Source organism: Sphingomonas aquatilis (assembly GCF_014196115.1).
Classification (GTDB): Bacteria; Pseudomonadota; Alphaproteobacteria; order Sphingomonadales; family Sphingomonadaceae; genus Sphingomonas; species Sphingomonas aquatilis.
This window is the reverse complement of record NZ_JACIDB010000001.1, coordinates 280,923-303,143: the sequence shown is the minus strand read 5'-3', so window position 1 is coordinate 303,143 and position 22,221 is coordinate 280,923. Positions and strand designations below refer to the sequence as shown.

Genomic DNA, 22,221 nt, shown 5'->3' with positions numbered 1-22,221 from the left:
CTTTTCCGACAGGCTGTCAGCGGCGTCGCAGAAAAATACGAAGAAAGCTTGAACAAGCGGCGAGGATTATCGTTACGTTTCCGGTCTTTTCTCGTTTAGGAGAAGACCTCCTAGGAGTTGCCTGACCTATATGACGATCGTTCCTGTGATCCTTTCCGGAGGATCGGGCACCCGGCTGTGGCCCATGTCGCGCCCCGAAATGCCAAAGCAGCTGCTGCCGCTGACGGCGGACGAGACGATGCTGCAGCTGACTGCGCGGCGGGCGCATGGCGAGGCGTTTGCGGCGCCGATCGTCGTGGCCAATGCGCGGCACGCCGATGCGATCGACGAACAGCTCGCGGCCGCCGACGCCAAGCCGCAGGCGGTGATCCTGGAACCGGTCGGCCGCAACACCGCGCCGGCGATCGCGCTGGCGGCGCTGGCAGCGGGGGCGGAGGACGCGCTGCTCGTCATGCCGTCCGATCACGTCATCGCGGATGTCGAGGCGTTTCGCGCCGCGGTGGACGCCGCGATGCCGATGGTCGCGGATGGCTGGCTGGTGACGTTCGGGATCGCGCCCGATGCGCCCGAAACCGGCTATGGCTGGATCCAGGTGGGCGACCCACTGGCCGAAGGCGTGCATCGCGTCGCGCGCTTCGTCGAAAAGCCGCCGCGCGACCGTGCCGAGGCGATGCTGGCGGCGGGCGACCATGTGTGGAACGGCGGCATCTTCCTGTTCCGCGCCGACATGTTCCTGGGCGCGCTGGCGGCGCATGCTCCGGCGATCCTGACTGCCGCGCAGACGGCGATGCGGCAAGCCCGGCGCGAGGGCGTGCGGGTCTATCCGGATGCGGACGCGTTCGGGGCGTCGCCGTCGGATTCGATCGACTATGCGGTGATGGAACGCGCCGATCGCGTCGCCGTGGTGCCGGTGGCGATGGGCTGGAGCGATGTCGGCAGTTGGGACGCGCTGCTGGCGATCAGCCCGTGCGACGAGCGTGGCAACCACCATCGCGGCGAGGTGCTGGCGATCGACACGAACAATTGCCTGATCCGATCGGACGGCGTCCGCATCTCGGCGGTGGGCGTCAGCGATCTGATCGTGGTGGCGTGCGGCAACGACGTGATGATAGTGCCGCGCGGTCGCAGCCAGGACGTCAAGAAACTGATCGAGGCGATGCAGAAGTAAGCGACGCGCCGGGCCGTCAGGCGATGACGGCCCGGGCGAACAGCGCGGCGATGCCGGCCGCGCCGATCAGCAGCTGGCGGAGCCGCAGCGCCGCGAAATAAGCGGGTGCGTTGCCGGCGATCGCGGCGCGGCGATCGAGAAAGCCCGCCGCGACATAGCCGACGAGCAGCAGGAGCAGCGCCGTCGACGCCTGTTCGACGACCAGCGCCAGACCGGCGAGCGTGAAATAGGCGATGCAGGTCGCGATCTCGACCGGCTTCGACGCGCCCGGATTGCCGAAGCCGAAGCCGCGCCGTACCCCGGCGATGAAGGCAAGGATCAAGGCGCCCCAGATGATGCCGAGATGCGTCGCCCAGAAGGGCCAGGGCGGCGGCAGCAGCCATGCGCCGATCCCGGCAGCGACCAGTGGCAGCATCGGTCCGTAGCCGAGGATGGCACCGTCTGCGGGAATGTCGGTGCGGGTCGCGTCGTGGTTCATGGCCGGCGTAACGAGCGGGCGGCGATGGGGTTGCGGGGTCAGTCCCGGGCGAAGATTTCGGTGTGCGGGATGGTCAGGTCGAGCGCCGGCAGCATGACGTCGTGGGGCTGGGCGAACAGGTCGTCACGCCATGACTGGGGGCCGAGTCGCTGGACGACGCGGGCCGTTTCCGCTTCGGGATCGACGAAGACGATCGTGTCGAGCGACGGCAGGTGTCGATATTGGCCGAGCTTCACAGTTTCGTCGAAGCGGCCGGTCGAGCCTGAACAGACTTCGATTATAACGATCGGGTCAGTGAGGACGCGCGGCACCTCACGACAGTGAGTAGCGGAGCTGTCGTAACAGACGCTGACATCCGGGTAGCGGACGTCGGCATCCGTGACACGGACGCCTGTGTCGAAACCGTAAGGCCGACGGTCGGTCCCACGAAGCTTGCTGCGCAAGTACGTCAGGACGTTGCTGCTGATCTTCGCTTGGGCGGGAGTGCGGTCGTTACGTCTGCGGATGATGCCGTGGACCAATTCGCATTTGAGGTGTTCGGGGAAGCCGAACTGGGCAAACGCCCCGGCCGTGATCGGATCATAGGAGGATGCGTACTCCATAGCCCGAGCGTACCACCACTATGGGGTCAAACAAAGGGCCGGAGGATCGCTCCTCCGGCCCCTGTTTTGCTTGGCGGGCAGCGGCGGAGCCGCTGCCGTGACGTCGGACGGGATCGGCGAAGCCGACCCGCCGGCCGTTCTGATTTGGTCTTCGGGGCAGGCAGTGCCTGCCCCGATGCCAAATCAGAAGTCCATGCCGCCCATGCCGCCCATGCCGCCGCCGCCGGGCATGGCCGGAGCCTTGTCCTCGGGCAGTTCCGAGACGGTCGCCTCGGTGGTGATGAGCAGGCCGGCGACCGAGGCTGCGTTCTGCAGCGCGGTGCGGACGACCTTGGTCGGATCGATCACGCCGGCGGCGACCAGGTTTTCATACTGGTCGGTCGCAGCGTTGAAGCCGAACGACGTGTCGGTCTGGTCGAGCAGCTTGCCCGAAACGACGGCGCCGTCATGGCCGGCGTTCTGCGCGATCTGACGCACCAGCGCGGTCAGCGACTTGCGGACGATGTCCACGCCGCGGGTCTGGTCTTCGTTGGCGCCGGTGACGCCTTCGAGCACCTTCGTCGCGTACAGCAGCGCCGTACCACCGCCGGGGACGATGCCCTCTTCGACGGCCGCGCGGGTCGCGTGCAGCGCGTCGTCGACGCGGTCCTTGCGCTCCTTCACCTCGACCTCGGTCGCACCGCCGACCTTGATCACGGCCACGCCGCCGGCGAGCTTGGCGAGACGCTCCTGCAGCTTCTCACGGTCGTAGTCGCTGGTGGTGTTCTCGATCTGCGCACGGATCGCCTCGGTGCGGCCCTTGATCGCATCGGCTTCACCCGCACCGTCGACGATGGTGGTGTTGTCCTTGTCGATCGTGACGCGCTTGGCGGTGCCGAGCATGCCGACGGTGACGCTCTCGAGCTTGATGCCGAGGTCTTCCGAGATCATCTCGCCCTTGGTCAGGATCGCGATGTCTTCCAGCATCGCCTTGCGACGATCGCCGAAGCCCGGTGCCTTGACCGCTGCGACCTTCAGGCCGCCACGCAGCTTGTTGACGACGAGCGTGGCCAGAGCCTCACCCTCGATGTCCTCGGCGATGATCAGGAGCGGGCGGCCCGACTGGACGACGGCTTCCAGGATCGGGAGCATCGCCTGCAGGTTGCTGAGCTTCTTCTCGTGGATCAGGATGTACGGGTCGTTCAGTTCGACCGTCATCTTTTCCGGGTTGGTGATGAAGTAGGGCGACAGATAGCCGCGGTCGAACTGCATACCCTCGACGACGTCGAGCTCGAATTCGAGACCCTTGGCCTCTTCGACGGTGATGACGCCTTCCTTGCCGACCTTCTCCATCGCTTCCGCGATCTTCTCGCCGACTTCCTTGTCGCCATTGGCCGAGATGATGCCGACCTGCGCGACTTCCGACGAACCCGAAACGGGCTTCGAGCGCGACTTCACGTCCTCGACCACCTTGGCGACGGCGATGTCGATGCCGCGCTTCAGGTCCATCGGGTTCATGCCGGCGGCGACCGACTTCATGCCTTCGCGCACGATCGCCTGGGCGAGCACGGTCGCGGTGGTGGTGCCGTCACCGGCGATGTCGTTGGTCTTCGAGGCCACTTCGCGCACCATCTGCGCGCCCATGTTCTCGAACTTGTCCTTGAGCTCGATTTCCTTGGCGACCGACACACCGTCCTTGGTGATGCGGGGCGCGCCGAAGCTCTTGTCGATCACGACGTTGCGGCCCTTCGGCCCCAGCGTGACCTTCACCGCGTCGGCGAGGATGTCGACGCCGCGCAGAATGCGTTCACGCGCGTCGCGGCCGAATTTTACGTCCTTGGCTGCCATGGTGGCTACCCTTTCGAAAATTGGAAGTTGTGGAAGTGGACAGTACGTCAGGGCCAAAAACGGCCCTGCACGTCACAATCAGCCGACGATCCCGAGGATGTCGCTTTCCTTCATGATCAGCAGGTCTTCGCCGTTGACCTTCACCTCGGTGCCCGACCACTTGCCGAACAGGATGCGGTCGCCAGCCTTGACGTCGAGCGGCGTGACCTTGCCGTCTTCGGCCTTCAGCCCGGTGCCGGCGGCGACGACCTCGCCCTCCTGCGGCTTTTCCTTGGCGGTGTCGGGGATGATGATCCCGCCGGCCGTCTTCTCTTCCGCCTCGACACGGCGGACGAGGACGCGGTCATGCAACGGACGAAAGTTCATTGCGAAGTCCCTCTTTTCAGTCAGTGTTACAAAAATCTGGCACTCACGATGCGCGAGTGCCAACGGCCGGGATATGTGTCGCGGGCCGGGGACCGTCAAGAGATCGGCGGGACGGGAACCGAAGAAAGTCGTCGACGTTTTGGCGCGGCTCGTCGCGCTGGCCCGAAAAGCGGCGACTTAGATGCCGCGTGCAGCGGTGCCGGTCGAGGCGAACAGCGTCGCCGCGGTGCGTCGTTCCGGGGAATCGAACGGGCCATGCGTCAACGAGAAGGCGACACGGCCGGCGAGATCCGCCTTGCCCTGTTTCAGTAACGATTCGGCGAGCAGCAGGCGCGGCACGGGTGCGGCGGGCACGCGGCGGATCACTTGCGCGAGGCCGAGCAGCGCATCGTCGGGCGGCGCCTGCCCCGCGTCGAGAAAGCTTCGCACATAGGCGAGTCGCGGCGCGGGCGCGTCCCGATCGAGCGTGATCGCCCGGGCGAGAAGCTGCCGCGCGGCGGCGAGGCCGGTCGTCCGATCGGTGCCGGTCGCGGCGATTGCCTTCAGCGTCAGCGCGCGCCCCTTCGACGCGAGCGCCGCGGCATCGTCGGGGCGGCCGGCCAGCACACGATCGGCGGCGGCGAGGCAGGCGTCGGCATGTCCGCTGCCGCATTCCGCCGTCGCGGCGACGCGCAACGCGTCGGGATCGTCGATACCGGTGGTGGCGGCGCGGATGGTGTCGAGCCAGCCGTCGCCACGGCCGCCCAGCGCAAGGCGCGCCTCGACCAGTGCGGAGTCTGCGGGCGAGAGTTGCGTGACGGCGGGCGGCGGCACATCAGGCTGCGGCGCCTGGCCATGGGCGTAGGCGAAGTCGCGGCGCGCGTACCGGCCGATCTCCCGCTGCAAGGCAGCAAGGTCGCCGAAGACCGTGGCGGCTTCGGCAAGGGGTTTGCCCTGTCGCACCGCCGCCATGTAGCGCCGGAACTGGTCGCTGCGCTGGGGCGACAGCGCCGAATAGAGGAAGAAGTGGCTGACCAGCCACGCGTGATAGGGGGACCAGCGCGCAGCGTCGCCGGTGTCGGTCAGGTAGCGGCCTGTCAGGACGCCGGCCACGTCAGCCGGCCCATAGGCGGTCAGCACCTGTTGGAACTGATCGGGCACGCGGGCATAGTCGATCGCGCCGTCGGGCCGGATCGCGATCGAGGAAAAGAGTGCGCCGATGCCATCCAGATACCAGCGCGGATCGCTGGCCGGCGCATAGGTGAGGATGAAGCGTTCGGCGTAGGCGGCGTAGAGCGCCTGTTCCCAGGATAGCGCGAGCGGGGCTTGGCGGACGGCGGACCGGGAGCAGGTCATCGTCGCGTTCGAATCCGGGTCCGCATTCTGCACCGCGTCGTCGCAGGCCGCGGTACGGGCGAGTGGCGTATCGAGCCTGATCGACCCGGCACGGCGCGACACGGCCATCACCTCGCCATCCTCGCGCGGGTCATAATAGACGGTGCCCGCGAAGGGCGCCATGAACGGCCCCTGCTGCCAGCGCGCATTCTGCAGACCGAGGCTCGACAGATCGGTGTCGGGATCGAGCAGCGTGATCTGCGGCCGGACCATATCGTCGGCGCCGCCGCCCCGCCGGTACAGACGGGTCAGCAGCTGGTGCAGCCGTTCGATGTTGCGGGTGACGCGGATCAGTTCGTCGGCGCTTCCCTTGCTATAGACGACGACATGGGCAGCGTCGGCGCGGCGCCACGTGCCGCGCTTGCGGTCCTTCAGCCCTTGTACGACGATGTCCGGGCCGGGAGCCTTGTCGCCCGCCTGGGTCACAGGCGGGGACGCGGGCGTCGCCTGCTGGGCCGCGGCGGGGGTCGCTATCGTACAGGCGAGCAGGACGGCGTGGCAGCGGGCGCGGATCATGGCCTTGGGTCCCCTTGCGGTTCGACGCGATCGTAACAGCAATGTGCCCCGTCCGAAACGATCCGAATCCGATGGCGGTGCAGTCTGCGCGCGGCGTGCGACGGCATGATGACAGGCGACGACGATCCGGCCGCAATCCGCACCTGTAAGCAATTTCAGCGACTTGCGCGTGGGGCAACATGACAAGCATGATATGTTGTCTCTTGTTCAGCTTTCAGACAGCTTTGCTCGTGTCGGGACGGGGCGGGATGAGACACACGCGACCCTGCCAGCGCCGGCCGCAGCCGGGCGTGCTGATGCTTGCGCTGCTGGCGTTGTGTGCGCTGCTGGGCGGGGGGGGCATCGCACAGGCGCATGTCCATCCGCTGCATGCCACCGCGCGCGACGGCACGGACCGGTCGACGACGCTGGCGACGGCGGACGCGGATTGCGCGCTCTGTTATGCGCGCGCGGCGTTCGAACCGCTGCTGCCCGATACGGTGCCGACGGCGATCGCGGCGGTGCCCGCTGCAGCGATCAGGCCCGTCCAAGCCATTGCCGCTTATCCCCTGCCCGCGCCGCGCGGCCATGGCTGGCGCAGTCGCGCGCCGCCGATCGACTCTCCGCTCTGATCCCTCCCCCTCGCGCGTCGCCGATTGCGGCCGATGCGCGCCTGTGCCCGATTTCCCGGAGACGTCGATGCGTTCTTTCCTGTTCCTCGGCGCGGCCAGCGCCGCGCTGTTCCCCGCCTGCGCGCTCGCCCAGACCGCCGCGCCCGCCACCCAGACGGCTGACACCGGCCGCGACATCATCGTGACCGCCAGCCCGATCCAGCACGATCGCGACGACACGCCCGCCATCTCTGCCAAGGTGGATGCCGAGGACATCCTGAAGGCCGGCGGCGCGAGCATTTCCGATGCGCTGGCCAAGGTGCCCGGCATCGCCGCGACCGGCTTCGCGACCGGCGCCAGCCGCCCGATCATCCGCGGCATGGACGCGACGCGCGTGCGCATCCTGGAAGACGGCCTCAGCTCCTCCGACGTGTCCGACATCGGGCCCGACCATGGCATGCCGATCGATCCGCTCTCCGCGCGCAGCATCGAGGTGGTGCGCGGCGCGGGCACGCTGCGCTATGGCAGCCAGGCGATCGGCGGCGTCGTCAACGTGCTGAACGATCGCGTGCCGATGCACCTGTCCGACCGGCCGTTCTCGGGCGAGGTGAACGGCACCTATGGCACCGTGTCCAACCTGTATCAGGGCGCGGCGCTGGTCGATGCGACGGTCGGCGATCTGGCGCTGCACGCCGATGGCTTCGGCCGGCACGAGGGCAATTACGACACACCGCTGGGCGTCCAGCAGAACAGCTTCTTCAAGGGCTTCGGCGGATCGGTCGGCGGGTCGTATTTCTTCGGGAGCAACAAGGACAGCCATGTCGGCGCGGCGATCACGCAATATGACGCGCAATACGGCATCCCCAGCGACACCACCTATATCGACATGCGCCAGACCAAGGTGATGACGCGATCGTCGTTCGCGCTGGGATCGGGCGTGCTCAAGTCGCTGAGCCTGGATGGCAGCTACGCCAATTACAGCCATGACGAAAAGGAGCCGGACGGCACGATCGACACGACGTTCCGCAACAAGGAATATAATGCGCGCGCCGAGCTGCTGACCAACCGGATCGGCTTCATCGACAACACCGCGCTGGGCGTCGAATATCAGCACCGCAACTTCTCGGCGGTGGGCGACGACAGCTCGTACCTGTTCCCCGCAACGATGGAGAGCATCGCGGGATATGTCTTCACCGACACGAAGATCGCCGGGCCGCTGCACGTCGAGGCGTCGGGCCGGATCGAGCAGGTGCATCTGACCGGCACGCCCGCGTCGAACGTCGCCGCCACGCCGCGCTACACGCCGCTGAGCGGTGCGATCGGCGCGCTGTACACGGTCAGCCCCGCGGTGAAGCTGGGCGTCACCTTCTCCAGCACCGGCCGCGCGCCGGCGCTGACTGAATTGTTCGCGCGCGGCGGGCACGACGGGCCGAACACGTTCGAAACGGGCGATCCCCGGCTGAAGATCGAGCGTGCCAATTCGCTGGAGGGCACGCTGCGTATCCGGTCGGGCAAGTTCCGCTTCGACGGCAGCGTCTACAGCTCGTGGTTCAAGAACTATATCTACGGCGACCTGACCGGCCTGTACTGCACCGACGACGGCGCGTGCCAGGCGACGCAGGACGACGATCACGACCTGCGCGAGCTGAACTACCGCCAGCAGGGCGCGCATTTCCGCGGGTTCGAGGGCGAGGCGAGCTACGACCTCGTCCACACGTCGCACGGCGTATACCGGTTCAACGTGCTCGCGGACTACACGCGCGCGACGCTGGACGATGGCAACAACGTGCCGCGCATCCCGCCCTATCGCATCGGCGGCGGACTGAACTGGACCGGCGACCGGTTGGATGCCGGGTTCAACCTGATCTACGCCGGCAAACAGGACAAGGCGGGCGTGTTCGATACGCCGACGCCGGGTTACGTGGCGCTCGACGGCCAGCTGGCGGTGCGGCCGTTCGCCTCGCATCCCAATATGGAGATCGCTCTGGTCGGCCAGAACCTGACCAACGACACGCAGCGGCTGAGCACCGCGCTGAACAAGGACCTGGTGGTGATGCCGGGCCGCCGCCTGATGGCGACGCTGCGCATCGCGACCAACTAAAGGCAAAAGGGGGAGCCGGCCGCAGGGGCTGGCTCCCAAAGCCCTTACCCGTCGATATGCAGCGCGGTGCGCAGGAAGGCGTCGCTCTTGCCGAGCATGTCGGTGCGCACGTCGCTATCGTCGAGCTGGTGGGTGAGGCCCTTATATTCAACGAAGGTCACGGGCTTGCCCGCCCCGCGCAGCTTGCTGGCCATCAGGCGCGATTCACCGATGCCGACATTCTGGTCGAGGTCGCCGTGGAACAGCAGCACCGGCGCGGCGATGCGATCCACATTCTGCGCGGGCGAACCGTCGCGGATATGGGCGCCATGGCCGATGAAGCCGTCGACCAGTTCGAAATTGGTGAAGTTGCGGTGTTCGCCGCGCAAGGTTTCGAGGTCGGTGACCGGCGCGATCGCGACGATCGCCTTGAACAATGCCGGGTCGAGCACCGCCGATTGCAGCGCCGCATAGCCGCCATAGGACCAGCCGACGATCGCGAGCTTGTCGGGCGCGGCGATGCCCTGCGACACCAGATACCGGCCGGCATCGTTGACGTCGCCGATCGCGGTGCGCCACGACTGGAAGCCGTTCTTCTGGAACCACGCCGCGCCATAGCCGGTCGAGCCACGGAAATTGGGCTGGAGCACCGCATAGCCGCGTGCCGCGAAGAATTGCGGCAACCAGTCGAAGCCCCATTCGTCGCGATCGCCGGGGCCGCCGTGCGGCAGGACGATCGCGGGCAGCCCCTTGCCACTGCTGCCGGCGGGCAGCGTGAGATAGGCGGGGATCATCGTGCCGTCCGCCGCCTTGAAGCTGATCGGCTTGACGCTGGCGAGCGTGCGACCGCCAAGCGGCGGGCGCACCGACAGGATCGGCGACAGCTTCTTCGCGGTGCGATCGAACAAATAGAAGCTGCCGGGATCGACGTCGCTGCCGGCGAACAGCACCAGTTTCTGTTCGTCGGCGCTGGCATCGACGATGCTGACGATCGGCTGTTTCGGCAAGGCACGGCCGAGCGAAGCGGCGAGCGCCTTCAGCGCGGGATCGAAGATCACGCGTTCGCGCCGGTCGGTCGCGAAGCTGGCGCCGACGACGCGCTGCTGGCGGCCGATGCGGATCAGCGAATCGACGTCGACATCGGGGCGATCCAACACCAGTTCGCGCTTCAGGCTGCCGTCGAGCGCGACGCGGTACAGCGCCTGGCGTCCGCCGTGATCGTCGAAGCCATAGGCGACATTGGCGTCGCGATCGACGGCATAGGGATCGAAGCCGCGCGATACCCCGCCATCGTCGCTGACCACGGACAGCGGCTGCCAGCTGCGATCGCCCGCCTTGCGGTACATATAGGTCGTGCGGCCGCGCAGCATGCCGCTGTCGCTGGCGGCAGTGATGCCCATGATGCGGACGGTGCCGTGGCCGTCGGTGATATATTCGCTGGCGCGGCCGCTGGGGCGTTCGACCTGCTGACGGCGCAGCGTCGTCGTATCGACGCGCTCGACGCCCAGGCCCGACGCGGTGGACGCGGTGATCGAGCCGGTGGTCATCTGCGCACCGTAATCGCGCGTCATCAGGACCGAACCGCCCTTCGCATCACCGCCCGCCGCGTCATCGGCGAGGAAATCGATGATGCCGCCGCCGAACTGGCCGAACCCGTCGATGCGGTCGCGCGTCTCGCCCGACAGGGGCTTCATGTCGCTGCCGTCGGCGTTGAGCGTCAGCACGCGGCTGTAGCCCAGCCGCATGCCGTTGGTCGTCATCAGCGTCGAGATGTTGCAGACGAGCCGCGTCGCGGTCGACCAGCTGCACCCCGTCAGCTGATCGGGCCGGCCGCTGGAGGTGAGGATCGGTCGGGGCGTTGCGTCGCCGGTAAGATCGGCGACGTAGAGCGCGGTGCCCGCCCCCGCCGCGGCGCGAACCATCGCGAGCCGCTTGCCGTCGGGGGAAATGCTGACCTGCCGGACGTCCTCACGCGCACCGAAAGCGCGTGCATCGACCGCACCGGCCCCGGTCTGCGCGCGCAAGGCGCCCGCCCCGCCGATCGCCAACGCCAACACCGCCACGCCGCCCAGCACGATACGCATACATCTTCCCCCCAATACTTGCACCCGACGCCGTTTTCGCGGTGCGCGGCGGCAGGTTAGGCGAGACGCGATCGTTCTGCCAGTGGCCTCCCGTTGCAGCGGCGCGCCGCAATGCTAGGCTCGCAAAAAATATCGGGGGATAAGCATGATGATCGGACTGGTCGCGCTGGCGTTGCAGGCCTCCGCACCTTCGGGCGGCAGTATAGATGCGGCAGGCAAGTGGGGCGTGGACTACAGCCCCGAACAGTGCATCATCAACCGGCAATTCGGGTCCGGCCCGGTCAAGTCGTTCCTTGCCATCGATGCAAGTCCGGTGACCGGCACCGGCAATATCGTCCTGCTCGTTCCCGGCGTTGCGACGAAGGGGACTTTCGGCACTGCCACGATGACCGTCGCCCCGGGCAACGCGACGCTGCAGCAGATGTGGTTCGCGCGCGGATCAAAGGACGCGCGGGCGGCGATCGATATCGGGATCACCCAGGACGGCTGGGCCGCGATTGCGGCGGGCGACACGCTGACGATCCAGGGGCCGTTCGCGTCGCCCGTATCCGTGCCGATCCAAGGGATCGACAAGGCCATCGCGGCTGCCAAGACGTGCGGCCGGACGCTGCTGACATCCTGGGGAGCGGACCCCGATGCGATGATCGACACCTCCGGTCCAAATAACTCCGGTAGCTGGATCAGCTATTCGGACTATCCGCCTGAAGCGCTGCGCAATGGCGAATCGGGCACGGTGAAGATCCTGCTGACGATCGATCCCAAGGGGCGGCCACGCGACTGCAAGGTGGTGGTCAGCTCGCGTTCTTCGTCGCTCGATGCGACGACGTGCCGGATCATGATGGCGCGCGCGAAGTTCGAACCCTCGTCGCGAGAGACGCGCTACGTGTTTAAGCGCACCGACTGGAGGGTGCCATGATGACGGCGGGGGCCCCGGCTGGCGCGATCATCGCCCTCGCCCTGCAAGCCGCGACTCCGGCGGCGCATGTCGACCGATCGGCGACGAAATGGGGCGTCGAATATGCACCGAACCAGTGCATCATCAACCGCGCGTTCGGGGATGGGCCGAAGCCTGAGATTTTGGCGATCGACGTCGATCCGGTGTACGGCGGCGGCGACCTCGTCCTGTTGACGGCGACGCCCGTGTCTCGGGGTAAGTCCGGCGTCGCTACGATCACGCTTGCGCCGACGGGACCGTCGCTGCGAGCGTCGTGGATCGCTGCGCCGACGCCGCAGGGCGGCTATGCGTTGCGCCTGTTGCTGGAGCCCGAAAAATGGCAGCAGATCAGGACGGCCAAGCAGCTGTCGATCGACGCTGGAGCAATGTTTCCGGTGTCCGTGCCAGTCGAGGGTATCGACAAAGCCTTCGCTGCCGCGAAGGCGTGCGGCCGCGACCTGCTCAAGTCCTGGGGGGCCGATCCCGATGCCATGATCGACACGGGAGGTCAGCTGAACCGCGACTGGATACAGGTTGCCGATTACCCGGCAGACGCCTTCCGTAGCGGTCAGCAGGGCATTGTGCGCATTCTGGTGACGGTCGATGCGAACGGCAGGCCGACCGCCTGCAGGGTCGCAAGAAGCTCTGGTGTGCCGTCGTTGGACTCAGCGACATGCACCGCCATGATGACCCGTGGCCGGTTTTCGCCATCGGACAGGAAAGTCCGTTACTTTTATCAGAAGACGAGCTGGATCAATCCGAACTGACGAACCGGAGCCTACATCCGTATTACCGGCCCAACACGCCCCGTTGCGCGGCGCCTTCGCCTGCTCTAGCGCTAGAGGCAACGATAAGGAGCATCGCGTGAAGCTGGTTCGGGGCGCATGGAAGCTGCTGGTGGCGATCAAGGACGGGTTGGTCCTGATCGCGATGCTGTTGTTCTTCGGTCTGCTGTTCGCGGCGCTGAGCGCGCGGCCAGGGATGAAGGCGATCAGCCCGGGGGCGCTGGTGCTCGACCTCAACGGCACGATCGTCGAACAGCCCGAGGAACAGGCGCCGTTCGCGATGCTGTCGGGCCAGCAGGGGCCGCGCCAGTATCGCGCGCGCGACGTGCTGCGCGCGATCGACGAAGCACGGACCGACGACCGGGTGAAGGCGCTGGTGCTCGACCTCGATCGCTTCGGCGGCGGCTATCCGGCGACGCTGAACGAGGTGGCCGACGCGATCCGCAAGTTCCGCGACACGAAGAAGCCGGTGCTGGCCTATGCCACCGCCTATACCGATGCGGGCTATCGCCTCGCCGCCAACGCCAGTGAGATCTGGGTCAATCCGCTGGGCGGCACGATCTTCATGGGGCCGGGCGGCAACCAGCTATATTACAAGGGGCTGATCGACAAGCTGGGCGTCACCACGCACGTCTATCGCGTCGGCAAGTTCAAGAGCTTCGTCGAACCCTATACCCGCACCGACCAGAGCCCGGAGGCGCGCGAGGCGAGCCAGGCGCTGCTGGGGTCGATCTTTAGCCAGTGGAAGGAGGCGATCGCCAAGGCCCGGCCGAAGGCACAGGTGGCGCAGTTCCTCGCCAGCCCGGACACATTGATCGTCGCGGCGGGCGGTGACATCGCGCAAGCCAACAAGGCGGCGGGCATCGTCGACACGCTGGGCGATCGCACCGCCTTCGGTGCGCGCGTCGCGGCCATCGTCGGCGGCGATGCCAAGAAGGCGGCGGGCTTCTACAACCGCATCGGCTATGACAGCTGGGTCGCGGCGCATCCGCTGCCAAAGACCGGCGATGCGATCGGCGTCATCACGATCGCGGGCGATATCGTCGACGGCGAAGGCGGCCCGGGCAGCGCGCATGGCGACACGATCGCCAAGCTGATCCTGAACGGCCTCGCCAAGAAGGACCTGAAGGCGCTGGTGGTGCGCGTCGATTCGCCGGGCGGATCGGTGATGGCGTCGGAACGCATCCGCCTCGCCATCCTGCAGGCCAAGCAGAAGGGCCTGCCGATCGTCGTGTCGATGGGCGGGCTGGCCGCATCGGGCGGCTATTGGGTGTCGACGCCGGGTGACGTGATCTTCGCCGAACCGTCGACGATCACCGGGTCGATCGGTATCTTCGGGATCATCCCGACGTTCGAAAAGACGCTGGCCAAGATCGGCATCACGACGGATGGCGTGAAGACGACGCCGCTGTCGGGCCAGCCCGATGTGTTTGCCGGCACCACGCCCGAGCTCGACACGATCCTGCAGGCGGGGATCGAGAACGGCTATCGCCAGTTCCTGACCCGCGTCGCACAGTCGCGCCACATGACCGTCGATCAGGTCAATGCGATCGCGCAGGGACGCGTGTGGGACGGCGGCACCGCGCGGCAGATCAAGCTGGTCGATCGCTTCGGCGGGCTGAACGATGCGGTGGCGGAAGCCGCCAAGCGGGCCAAGCTGGACCCGGCTAAGGTCCATGCCGAATATCTGGAGAAGGAACCGAGCGCCGCCGCGCAATTCGCCGCCGCGCTGGCCAGCCGCAAGGACGACGACGATGCCGCAAGCCCGTCGGCGGACGTCTTCGGGCGGATCGCGGCCGAGCGCCGCGGCCTCGTCGCGCAGGCGGTGGGCGACGTCAGCCGCCTCGCGCGCAGCGGATCGGTGCAGGCGCGCTGCCTGGAATGTGGCGGCATCGGGCCGAGCGCGACCGCCGACAGCGACGCCAGGCTGTTCGACCTGGTGCTGGCGAAGCTGGGCTTCGGCGCATGATCGGGGTGCGCGCCGCGACGCCGGATGATGCCGGCGCGATCGCCGCCATCTACGCGCCGCACGTGCTCGCCGGGACGGTGTCGTTCGAGACGGAGGCGCCGGACGCGCGCGCGATGCGGACGCGGATGGCGTCGTCGCAGGGGCTCTACCCCTGGATGGTCGCGACCAACGGGGCGGAGACGGGCGGCGTGCTCGGCTATGCCTATGCGACGCGCTTTTCGGAGCGCGAGGCGTATCGCTGGGCGGTGGAGACGACGATCTACGTCGCCGATGTCGCGCAGCGGCAGGGCGTCGGGCGGCTGCTGTACGAAGCGCTGATCGACACGCTGCGCGCGCAGGGCTTTACCCAGGCGATCGGCCGGATCGCATTGCCCAACAACCAGTCGATCAAGCTGCACGAGACGGTCGGCTTCCGCCGCGCTGGCGTGTTTCGCGAGATCGGCTACAAACAGGGCCAGTGGATCGACGTGGGCTATTGGCAATGCGAGCTGGCCGACCCCGCCAGCCCGCCTGCCGAGCCGAAGCGGTTCGCGGATGTGGGTGTCGTAAGGGTCTGAGGCGATGCGTCGGTATGCTGCGGTCGTGCTTGTGTTGGGCGTGGCGGCGGCACCGGCCGCGGCACAGGATCGGCGAACCGTGGTGGAGCCGCAGTTGCCCACCACCGCTTGCGTCACGCTGTCCCCCACGTCCGGCGATCGGAGCCGCGAGATCGAGGTGGCGTTGCGGCGGTGTCGCGGGGCCGCGGTGCGGCTCGGCCCCGGTCTGTACGAGAGCGGGCCGATCGAGATGCCGTCGCGCGTGACCCTGTGGCTGGACCCCGGTGCGACGCTGCGCGCGATCCCCGATCCGCGGCGGTTCGACGCCGGACAGGGATTGTGCGGGACGATCGATGGCAAGGGCCATGGCTGTCGCCCGCTGATCCACCTGGCCGATGCCACCGATGCGGCGATCATGGGGGCGGGCACGATCGACGGCGCGGGCGGTGCGGCGATGGCAGGCGGCACCGAGACGTGGTGGCAGCTCGCACGCCGCGCGCAGCGCGAAGGCGGCAAGCAGAACGTGCCGCGGCTGGTGACGGTGGATGGCGGACGCAATCTGGTGCTGTACGCCACGCGCTTCGCCAATGCGGCGAATTTCCACGTCGCGGTCAATCACGTGCGGGGCTTCACCGCCTGGGGCGTAACGATCGATGCGCCCGCCGATGCCCGCAACACCGACGGAATCGATCCGGGCGCGAGCGAGGACGTGACGATCGCACACAGCCGCTTCAGCACCGGCGACGACGATATCGCGATCAAGGCCGGCAACGGCGGCGGCGTGCGCTACGTCTCGATCCTCGACAGCCACGTCCATGCCGGGCACGGCGTGTCGATCGGCAGCGAGACGGTGAGCGGTGTGTCCGACGTGCTGGTGCGCGGGCTGACCTTCGACGGCACGACATCGGGCCTGCGGATCAAGAGCGACCCCAGCCGCGGCGGGCTGGTGCAGCGCATACGCTATCAGGACATCTGCCTGCGCGGGGTGGCGCGGCCGATCGATTTCGACACGCGCTACGATCCCAAGGCGCAGGGCGGATCGATCCCAGTCTATCGCGACATCGTGCTGGCGAATGTGCGGGGCGATGGCGGGCAGTTGATCGCGCGCGGCTATGACGCGCGGCACCCGTTGGACGTGACGCTGGACGGCGTGCGCTTTCCCGCCGGCACGCCGTGGCAGGTCGCCAATGCGACGCTGCATATCGGACCGGGCGGCGCGACGCCGCTTCCGCCGGGCGTGACCGGCCCCGCCGCCACGGTCGGGGCAGCGTGCGCGGGGGCGGAGCAATGATCCTGGCCATGCTGCTGGGTGCGGCGCAAGCGGCTGCGCCGCAGCGGTTGCTCGATTGCACGCAGATCGATCGGGCCATCGGTACGTCGCGGGAGGAAGGCATTCCCGAGCCGAGAGCGATGAACGATGTTCAGCTCGTAGCCCATCATTCGCTGTGTGGCGGATGGGAGATCATCGACATGTGGCGGAGCGGCTACGGCGCGTCGGCGGTCTGGCGCGCGCGTCGCAAGGTCATGAATCCGCTTGGGCGGCTGACCGTGACGACGACCGATGCCGTCGCCTGTCCTGCGATGATGAGCGTGCTTGCAAAGCTGGCCGATGTACCTGTCACACTGTCTGTACTTCCACCACCCGCAAAATTCGATCCGCGGCTACCGCCGCCCCCGCCACTTGTCGCCGTGGACGGAACGACGTTCACGCTCCGCCTTTTATCGAACGCGCAGGGCGCGAGGGTCACCGTTTCGAGCAGCGTTGGCGCATTGGCGGACTGGGCCGAGGCCAGCATGAAGCAACTGGAACCCTGCTGGCGCCCCGCCGCCTAACCGTCCGTCAGGACGTGCGGTCCAGATAGTCGCGCAGCGCCAGCCAGTGGTTGGCGCCCGCTTCCACCAGCACCACCGCGCCCGGCGTGGCATTCGCATCGATCAGGCGGGCGAGATTGCGGGTGCGCGCGATGCTTTCGAATTTGACGATCGCGCTCGCCGGGCCGGTGCCGCAGGGCGTGCCGGCCATCGGGTCGAGCCGAGCACCATAAGCGCCGCGATACCAGGCGGCGAAATCGAAGTCCTTGGGTTGGCGCAGGTGCGGGATCGACCGCAACTCCTCGGCGAGGCGATTGGCGGGGACCGGGCTGAAGGGATCGACGTGCGCGCGCAGCAGGTGGGCGCCGAGCGCGTCGCGCATGTCGTAGCCAGCGTCGATATCGGCGCGATATTCGTCGCGGGGGCTCATATCCCAGCCGGAAAACGCCGTCTTCGCGTCGGTAGCGAGCTTCACCGCGTAGAGATTCTCCTGGATATGGCCGTGCGCAAACTGGTCGGCGGCGCGCTGCGACAGGAAGGCGCGATAGGCGGGGTCGGCGCTCTTGTCCGCCGAGGCGCCCTCGACCAGCACGATCGTCGGGTGGACGCGATCGAATGCCGCCTTGATCGCCTGCGCGGAGGGGGATTGCGCGTCATGTTCATGCGCGACCGCGACGAAGACGATCGTGGCGCCGTTGCGGCGATGATAGACCTGCGTGGCAGGCACCTCGATATCGGCGCGCGCGGCGCACAGGTCGCCAACCGGATCGCGCGGCGTCTGGCCGGTCGCTGGAGATGGCGCGAGCGTGAGAAGGGCGAGAAAAGTACCGATCGTCTTGCGCATGACCGTCTCCAGCCGCCGTATGCGGGTGGCGTCAGGATGCGCGCGGTTGGTGGCGGATTCGTGTCGGATCGACGGCAGGCCGCCCTCACCCCCGCCCGCGATAGGCGGGGAGTGCGAGGTGGTAGCGGATCGCGAAGGCGCGCAGCGTGAAGCCGGCGGCGGCGGCGATGATCGCGGCGGGGGCGCCGGCGAGGCCGACGAGGCCCAGCGCGACGTAGAGGCCCGAGGCCAGCGCCGCGGCGGTGACGTAGAGTTCGGGGCGCATCAGGATCGACGGTTCGCCCGCCAGCACGTCGCGGATGATGCCGCCGACACAGGCCGTCACCACGCCCATCAGCGCGGCGGGCAGCGGCGGGATGCCATAGCCCAGCGCCTTGGCCGCGCCGTAGACGGCATAGGCCGCAAGGCCGATCGCGTCGAACCAGGCGAGCGCCTCGTCCCGCCACCAGCGTTCGGGCGTCACCCAGATCGCCGCGGCCATCGCAAGACATACGGTCGCCGCGCGCGGATCGTGGACCCAGAAGACCGGCGCACCGATCAACAGGTCGCGCACCGTCCCCCCGCCGACGCCGGTGATCAGCGCGAAGAAGGCCAGCGTCACCGCGGTCTGCCCGCGCTTCGCCGCGGCAAGCGCGCCCGAGGCGGCGAACACGGCGAGGCCCGCGACATCGAACCAGGGTGCGAAGGCAGGCAGGATCAGGTCGGCGGACAATTCGCCATGGGGCAAGGGCGGCAGCATCGTCGGCGACCCTAGGCGAAGCGGCGGCGCGATTGAACGGGTCGCGTGCCGCGATCGCAGGATCGGATCAGAAGCGCCGGCCGAACGAGACGTTGACCACGGGGTTGATCGGGCCATTGCCCACGCCGCCGCGCTCGCCTGCGGTCGGGCGGGTCAGCCGACCACCGATTTCATAGGCGCGGCCCTTCATCGCGCCGACCTCCAGCCCGATCGTGGTGTCGGCCAGCATCGTGCCGGTATAGCCGAAGGTCAGCGCCGGGGTGCGGCGCAGGCCGATGCGGCCGCCACCGGCGCCCAGCGTCGGACGCTGCGACAGCATCAGCGGGCGGTTGCCAACCTGCTCGCCGGCCCGCACGTCGTACAGTCGCCCTCCGGCGGACAGGTGGAAGCCGCTGTCGGCAAAGGGATAATATTCGACCATCGAACTCGCGAGACGCTGATGCACGCGCTCATTGGGGCCCGCGCTGGTCGTCATCGTCGCGACCCGCAGGCGCAGCCGTGCGGTGAGCGGCGTCGTGCGATCGAGCGTACCGCCGAGCGCGATCGGCGCGAGCAGCGGCGTTCGCTGTGCCGCCATCGGCGTAGGCGCGGTCAGGATCGCAAGCGGCGCGACCTGCGCCTGTGCCCCCGTGGCCGTCGCCGCGGCCAGCCCTGCCATCATCCACCCCGACCGACGCATAAGCCCCCGTTGCAGCGTGCGTGTTGTCTGCCGTCGTTCCCGCGACGTATCCGCTGCACGACATAGACGACGCGGTATCAATCAAGGCACAATTGCGGCAGCGCTGGCCTGCGACGAGCCGGTGGATTCCATCGCCAAAGTGCGAAAACCGCGGAACGGCTGGTCAATCGCGCGCCATATGGCTAAGGCCGCGGCCTCCATTCCCTTTGCAGAAAACAGAGCACGACCCATGGGTTTCCGCTGCGGCATCGTTGGCCTGCCCAACGTCGGCAAGTCCACGCTTTTCAACGCACTGACCGAGACGGCAGCGGCGCAGGCGGCCAATTATCCGTTCTGCACGATCGAACCCAATGTCGGTAACGTCGCGGTGCCCGACCCGCGGCTGTACAAGCTCGCCGAGATCGCCGGCTCGGCGAAGATCATCGAGACGCAGCTCGCCTTCGTCGATATCGCCGGCCTGGTCCGCGGTGCGTCGAAGGGCGAAGGGCTGGGCAACCAGTTCCTGGGCAATATCCGCGAGGTGGACGCGATCGTCCACGTGCTGCGTTGCTTCACCGATGGCGACGTGACGCACGTCGAGGGCAAGGTCGATCCGATCGCCGACGCCGAGACGGTCGAGACCGAGCTGATGCTGTCCGACCTCGAAAGCCTGGAAAAGCGCGTTCCCAACCTCATCAAGAAGGGGCAGCAGGGCGACAAGGAGGCCAAGATCGGCGCGGCGGTGCTGGGCCAGGCGCTCGAGCTGCTGCGCGACGGCAAGCCCGCGCGCCTGACGCAGCCCAAGGATGCCGAAGAGGCACGCGTCTTCGCGCAGGCGCAGCTGATCACGGCGAAGCCCGTCCTCTACGTCTGCAACGTCGACGAAGCCGATGCGGCGAACGGCAATGCGCTGTCGGCCAAGGTGTTCGAAAAGGCGAAGGCGGAAGGCGCCGAGGCGGTGGTCGTCTCTGCGGCGATCGAGGCGGAGATCGCGACGATGGCGCCCGAGGATCGGGGCGAGTTCCTGAGCGAACTGGGGCTGGAGGAAACCGGCCTCGCCCGCGTCATCACCGCCGGGTACAAGCTGCTGAAGCTGCTGACCTTCTTCACCGTCGGCCCCAAGGAAGCGCGCGCCTGGACCGTCCATGCCGGCGCCAAGGCGCCTAACGCGGCGGGCGAGATTCACACCGACTTCGAACGCGGCTTCATCCGCGCCGAAACCATCGCGTTCGACGATTACGTCGCCTGCAAGGGCGAAGCGGGCGCGCGCGAAGCGGGCAAGCTGCGCCAGGAAGGCAAGGAATATGTCGTCCACGACGGCGACGTGATGCTGTTCCGGTTCAACGTGTAAGCGGGCGGTCGAGGCGGCGGCCTGCCGGGCTCGCCTTGCCCCGTCTCTTCACCGTTCTCGCCTTCGGGCACGACCTGGGACGGGCGGACGCAAGCGCCGCCTGCTCTGCCCTTGTCGCCTCTCCCCGCTCGCGGCTAAAGGCAAGCATGCCTGCCATGATCGGGGTGATCGCCGCGTGAACCTTCGTCCGACCGCTTTTCTCGCCACGCTCGCGCTCGGCGCCTGCGCGCTGCCCGCCACGCCGCCCGCGCTGTCGCCGGTGACGCAGCCCGCGCCGTCGCAAACGGCGACTTTGCCTGCCGAGCCCGACGCGCCGCCCGCGCCGCTGCCGCGCACGGTGACGCCGCCCGTGACGATCCTCGTGTCGATCGACGGCTTCCGGCCCGATTATCTCGACCGTGGCGTCACGCCCAACCTCAACGCGCTGGCCGCAGGCGGGGTGTCGGCGTCGATGCGGCCGTCCTTCCCGTCGGTGACCTTCCCCAACCACTGGACGCTGGTGACGGGCAAGGTGCCCGACCACCATGGCATCGTCGGCAACACGATGGAGGACTCGGCACGCCCCGGCGAGACCTTCACCATGGCCAACGACGACCCCTTCTGGTGGAACGAGGCCGAACCAATCTGGGTCACCGCGGAAAAGGCGGGCGTCCGCACCGCGACGATGTTCTGGCCGGGCGCGAACGTCGGCTGGGGCGGCACGTTGCTGCCCGACAGCCATGGCACGGTCGCGCATGCCACCCGGCCCGAGGACTGGCAGCAGTTCAACCAGGCGGTGACGGGCGAACAGCGGGTCGATTCGGTGATCGATTGGCTGCGCCGCCCGGCGGCCACACGGCCGCGCTTCGTGACGCTGTATTTCGACATCGTCGACAGCGCCGGCCATGCGTATGGGCCGCAATCACCCGAGGTGACGCAGGCGGCCGCCAAGGTCGACAGCCAGATCGGGCGGCTGGTCGCGGGTCTGCGCGACCTCAACCTGCCGGCGAATCTGGTCATCGTCGCCGACCACGGCATGTCCGCGACCAGCAGCACGCGCACGATCGCGATCGACCGGATCGCGGACCCGCGCACGTATCGGACGCTCAATAGCGGACCCTATATGGGCCTGTACCCCATGCCGGGGCGGCAGCAGGCGCTGGAGACGGCGCTGCTGAAACCCCACGCGCACATGCAATGCTGGCGCAAGGGGGAGATCCCGGCGCGGCTGCGTTACGGCACCAATCCGCGTGTGCCGCCCTATATCTGTCTGGCCGAGCCGGGCTGGATGATCACCAAGACGGCGGTGAAGACCGCGTTCAGCGGCGGCGCGCACGGTTACGACAATCAGGCGCCCGACATGGCGGCGCTGTTCATCGCCAACGGCCCGGCTTTCGTCGGCGGCAAGCGCCTGGCCAGCTTCGACAATACCGACATCAATCCCTTGCTGCGCGATCTGTTGAACCTGCCCGCGGGTCAGGGGCTGGACGGGAACGACGCACCGTTTAGGCAGGTGCTCAAACGATAGG

Annotated in this window: 20 protein-coding genes; 11 read left to right on the top strand and 9 right to left on the bottom strand. The window is 67.8% G+C overall.

The genetic code is table 11. From position 1 onward, the window contains the following. Nucleotides 1-130 precede the first annotated feature (130 nt). Nucleotides 131-1,168, top strand: coding sequence for a mannose-1-phosphate guanylyltransferase/mannose-6-phosphate isomerase (locus GGR47_RS01450; RefSeq protein WP_147035698.1), 1,038 nt, complete (start codon nucleotides 131-133; stop codon nucleotides 1,166-1,168). A gap of 16 nt (nucleotides 1,169-1,184) precedes the next feature. Here GGR47_RS01450 and GGR47_RS01445 read toward each other — a convergent pair whose 3' ends face one another. The 5 genes from GGR47_RS01445 to GGR47_RS01425 form a co-directional block, all read right to left on the bottom strand. After that, entirely contained in the window at nucleotides 1,185-1,646 is a 462-nt protein-coding gene (locus GGR47_RS01445) for a DUF3429 domain-containing protein (protein WP_147035699.1), read from the bottom strand. A 38-nt stretch (nucleotides 1,647-1,684) separates the two neighbouring features. Further along, nucleotides 1,685-2,248 carry a Uma2 family endonuclease gene (locus tag GGR47_RS01440; protein WP_147035700.1) on the bottom strand — a complete coding sequence of 188 codons (564 nt, stop codon included), beginning with the start codon at nucleotides 2,246-2,248 and terminating at the stop codon, nucleotides 1,685-1,687. Between the two features lie 183 nt (nucleotides 2,249-2,431). Continuing rightward, entirely contained in the window at nucleotides 2,432-4,075 is a 1,644-nt protein-coding gene (gene groL / locus GGR47_RS01435) for a chaperonin GroEL (RefSeq protein ID WP_043060274.1), read from the bottom strand. A 78-nt stretch (nucleotides 4,076-4,153) separates the two neighbouring features. Beyond that, entirely contained in the window at nucleotides 4,154-4,441 is a 288-nt protein-coding gene (gene groES / locus GGR47_RS01430) for a co-chaperone GroES (protein ID WP_017977532.1), read from the bottom strand. A gap of 177 nt (nucleotides 4,442-4,618) precedes the next feature. Further along, entirely contained in the window at nucleotides 4,619-6,331 is a 1,713-nt protein-coding gene (locus tag GGR47_RS01425) for a hypothetical protein (RefSeq protein ID WP_147035701.1), read from the bottom strand. 248 nt (nucleotides 6,332-6,579) lie between these two features. Here GGR47_RS01425 and GGR47_RS01420 point away from each other — a divergent pair, with 248 nt between their 5' ends. Then, nucleotides 6,580-6,942 carry a DUF2946 family protein gene (locus tag GGR47_RS01420; RefSeq protein ID WP_147035702.1) on the top strand — a complete coding sequence of 121 codons (363 nt, stop codon included), beginning with the start codon at nucleotides 6,580-6,582 and terminating at the stop codon, nucleotides 6,940-6,942. A gap of 67 nt (nucleotides 6,943-7,009) precedes the next feature. Further along, the gene (locus GGR47_RS01415) at nucleotides 7,010-9,022 is read left to right on the top strand and encodes a TonB-dependent receptor (protein WP_147035703.1); all 2,013 of its coding nucleotides are present in this window, start codon (nucleotides 7,010-7,012) and stop codon (nucleotides 9,020-9,022) included. Between the two features lie 44 nt (nucleotides 9,023-9,066). Here GGR47_RS01415 and GGR47_RS01410 read toward each other — a convergent pair whose 3' ends face one another. Then, nucleotides 9,067-11,085, bottom strand: a complete 2,019-nt coding sequence (locus tag GGR47_RS01410; RefSeq protein WP_147035704.1) for an alpha/beta hydrolase family protein — start codon at nucleotides 11,083-11,085, stop codon at nucleotides 9,067-9,069. Between the two features lie 145 nt (nucleotides 11,086-11,230). Between GGR47_RS01410 and GGR47_RS01405 the strand changes: the two genes are divergently transcribed. The 6 genes from GGR47_RS01405 to GGR47_RS01380 all read left to right on the top strand — a co-directional run bounded on the left by GGR47_RS01405 (nucleotide 11,231) and on the right by GGR47_RS01380 (nucleotide 17,142). Then, the gene (locus GGR47_RS01405; RefSeq protein ID WP_147035705.1) at nucleotides 11,231-12,001 is read left to right on the top strand and encodes a TonB family protein; all 771 of its coding nucleotides are present in this window, start codon (nucleotides 11,231-11,233) and stop codon (nucleotides 11,999-12,001) included. Beyond that, nucleotides 11,998-12,786, top strand: a complete 789-nt coding sequence (locus GGR47_RS01400; RefSeq protein WP_147035706.1) for an energy transducer TonB — start codon at nucleotides 11,998-12,000, stop codon at nucleotides 12,784-12,786. The genes GGR47_RS01405 and GGR47_RS01400 overlap by 4 nt, the downstream gene beginning before the upstream one ends. A gap of 97 nt (nucleotides 12,787-12,883) precedes the next feature. Next, nucleotides 12,884-14,773, top strand: a complete 1,890-nt coding sequence (gene sppA / locus GGR47_RS01395; RefSeq protein ID WP_147035707.1) for a signal peptide peptidase SppA — start codon at nucleotides 12,884-12,886, stop codon at nucleotides 14,771-14,773. After that, nucleotides 14,770-15,330 (top strand): GNAT family N-acetyltransferase, encoded by a 561-nt coding sequence (locus GGR47_RS01390; protein WP_017977526.1) that lies wholly within the window; start codon nucleotides 14,770-14,772, stop codon nucleotides 15,328-15,330. The genes sppA and GGR47_RS01390 overlap by 4 nt, the downstream gene beginning before the upstream one ends. A 4-nt stretch (nucleotides 15,331-15,334) precedes the next feature. Beyond that, a complete protein-coding gene (locus GGR47_RS01385) occupies nucleotides 15,335-16,600 on the top strand; it encodes a glycoside hydrolase family 28 protein (protein ID WP_147035708.1) in 1,266 nt (421 codons plus the stop codon). Beyond that, nucleotides 16,597-17,142: a hypothetical protein gene (locus tag GGR47_RS01380; protein ID WP_221204563.1), complete on the top strand. Its 546-nt coding sequence runs from the start codon at nucleotides 16,597-16,599 to the stop codon at nucleotides 17,140-17,142. The genes GGR47_RS01385 and GGR47_RS01380 overlap by 4 nt, the downstream gene beginning before the upstream one ends. A gap of 7 nt (nucleotides 17,143-17,149) precedes the next feature. On the opposite strand, the gene GGR47_RS01375 is transcribed toward GGR47_RS01380, so the two are convergent. The 3 genes from GGR47_RS01375 to GGR47_RS01365 form a co-directional block, all read right to left on the bottom strand. Then, nucleotides 17,150-17,965 (bottom strand): hypothetical protein, encoded by an 816-nt coding sequence (locus GGR47_RS01375; protein WP_147035710.1) that lies wholly within the window; start codon nucleotides 17,963-17,965, stop codon nucleotides 17,150-17,152. A gap of 85 nt (nucleotides 17,966-18,050) precedes the next feature. Then, complete coding sequence (locus tag GGR47_RS01370; RefSeq protein WP_017977522.1) at nucleotides 18,051-18,704, bottom strand: trimeric intracellular cation channel family protein; 654 nt, start codon at nucleotides 18,702-18,704, stop codon at nucleotides 18,051-18,053. Between the two features lie 67 nt (nucleotides 18,705-18,771). Continuing rightward, complete coding sequence (locus tag GGR47_RS01365) at nucleotides 18,772-19,365, bottom strand: hypothetical protein (RefSeq protein WP_241890782.1); 594 nt, start codon at nucleotides 19,363-19,365, stop codon at nucleotides 18,772-18,774. Between the two features lie 247 nt (nucleotides 19,366-19,612). Between GGR47_RS01365 and ychF the strand changes: the two genes are divergently transcribed. Together ychF and GGR47_RS01355 are read left to right on the top strand one after the other, a co-directional pair. Beyond that, on the top strand, nucleotides 19,613-20,713 hold the full coding sequence (gene ychF / locus GGR47_RS01360) for a redox-regulated ATPase YchF (RefSeq protein ID WP_116461987.1): 1,101 nt from the start codon (nucleotides 19,613-19,615) through the stop codon (nucleotides 20,711-20,713). Nucleotides 20,714-20,888: 175 nt separating this feature from the next. Beyond that, the gene (locus GGR47_RS01355; RefSeq protein WP_147035712.1) at nucleotides 20,889-22,220 is read left to right on the top strand and encodes an alkaline phosphatase family protein; all 1,332 of its coding nucleotides are present in this window, start codon (nucleotides 20,889-20,891) and stop codon (nucleotides 22,218-22,220) included. The last annotated feature ends 1 nt before the right edge of the window (nucleotide 22,221 follow it).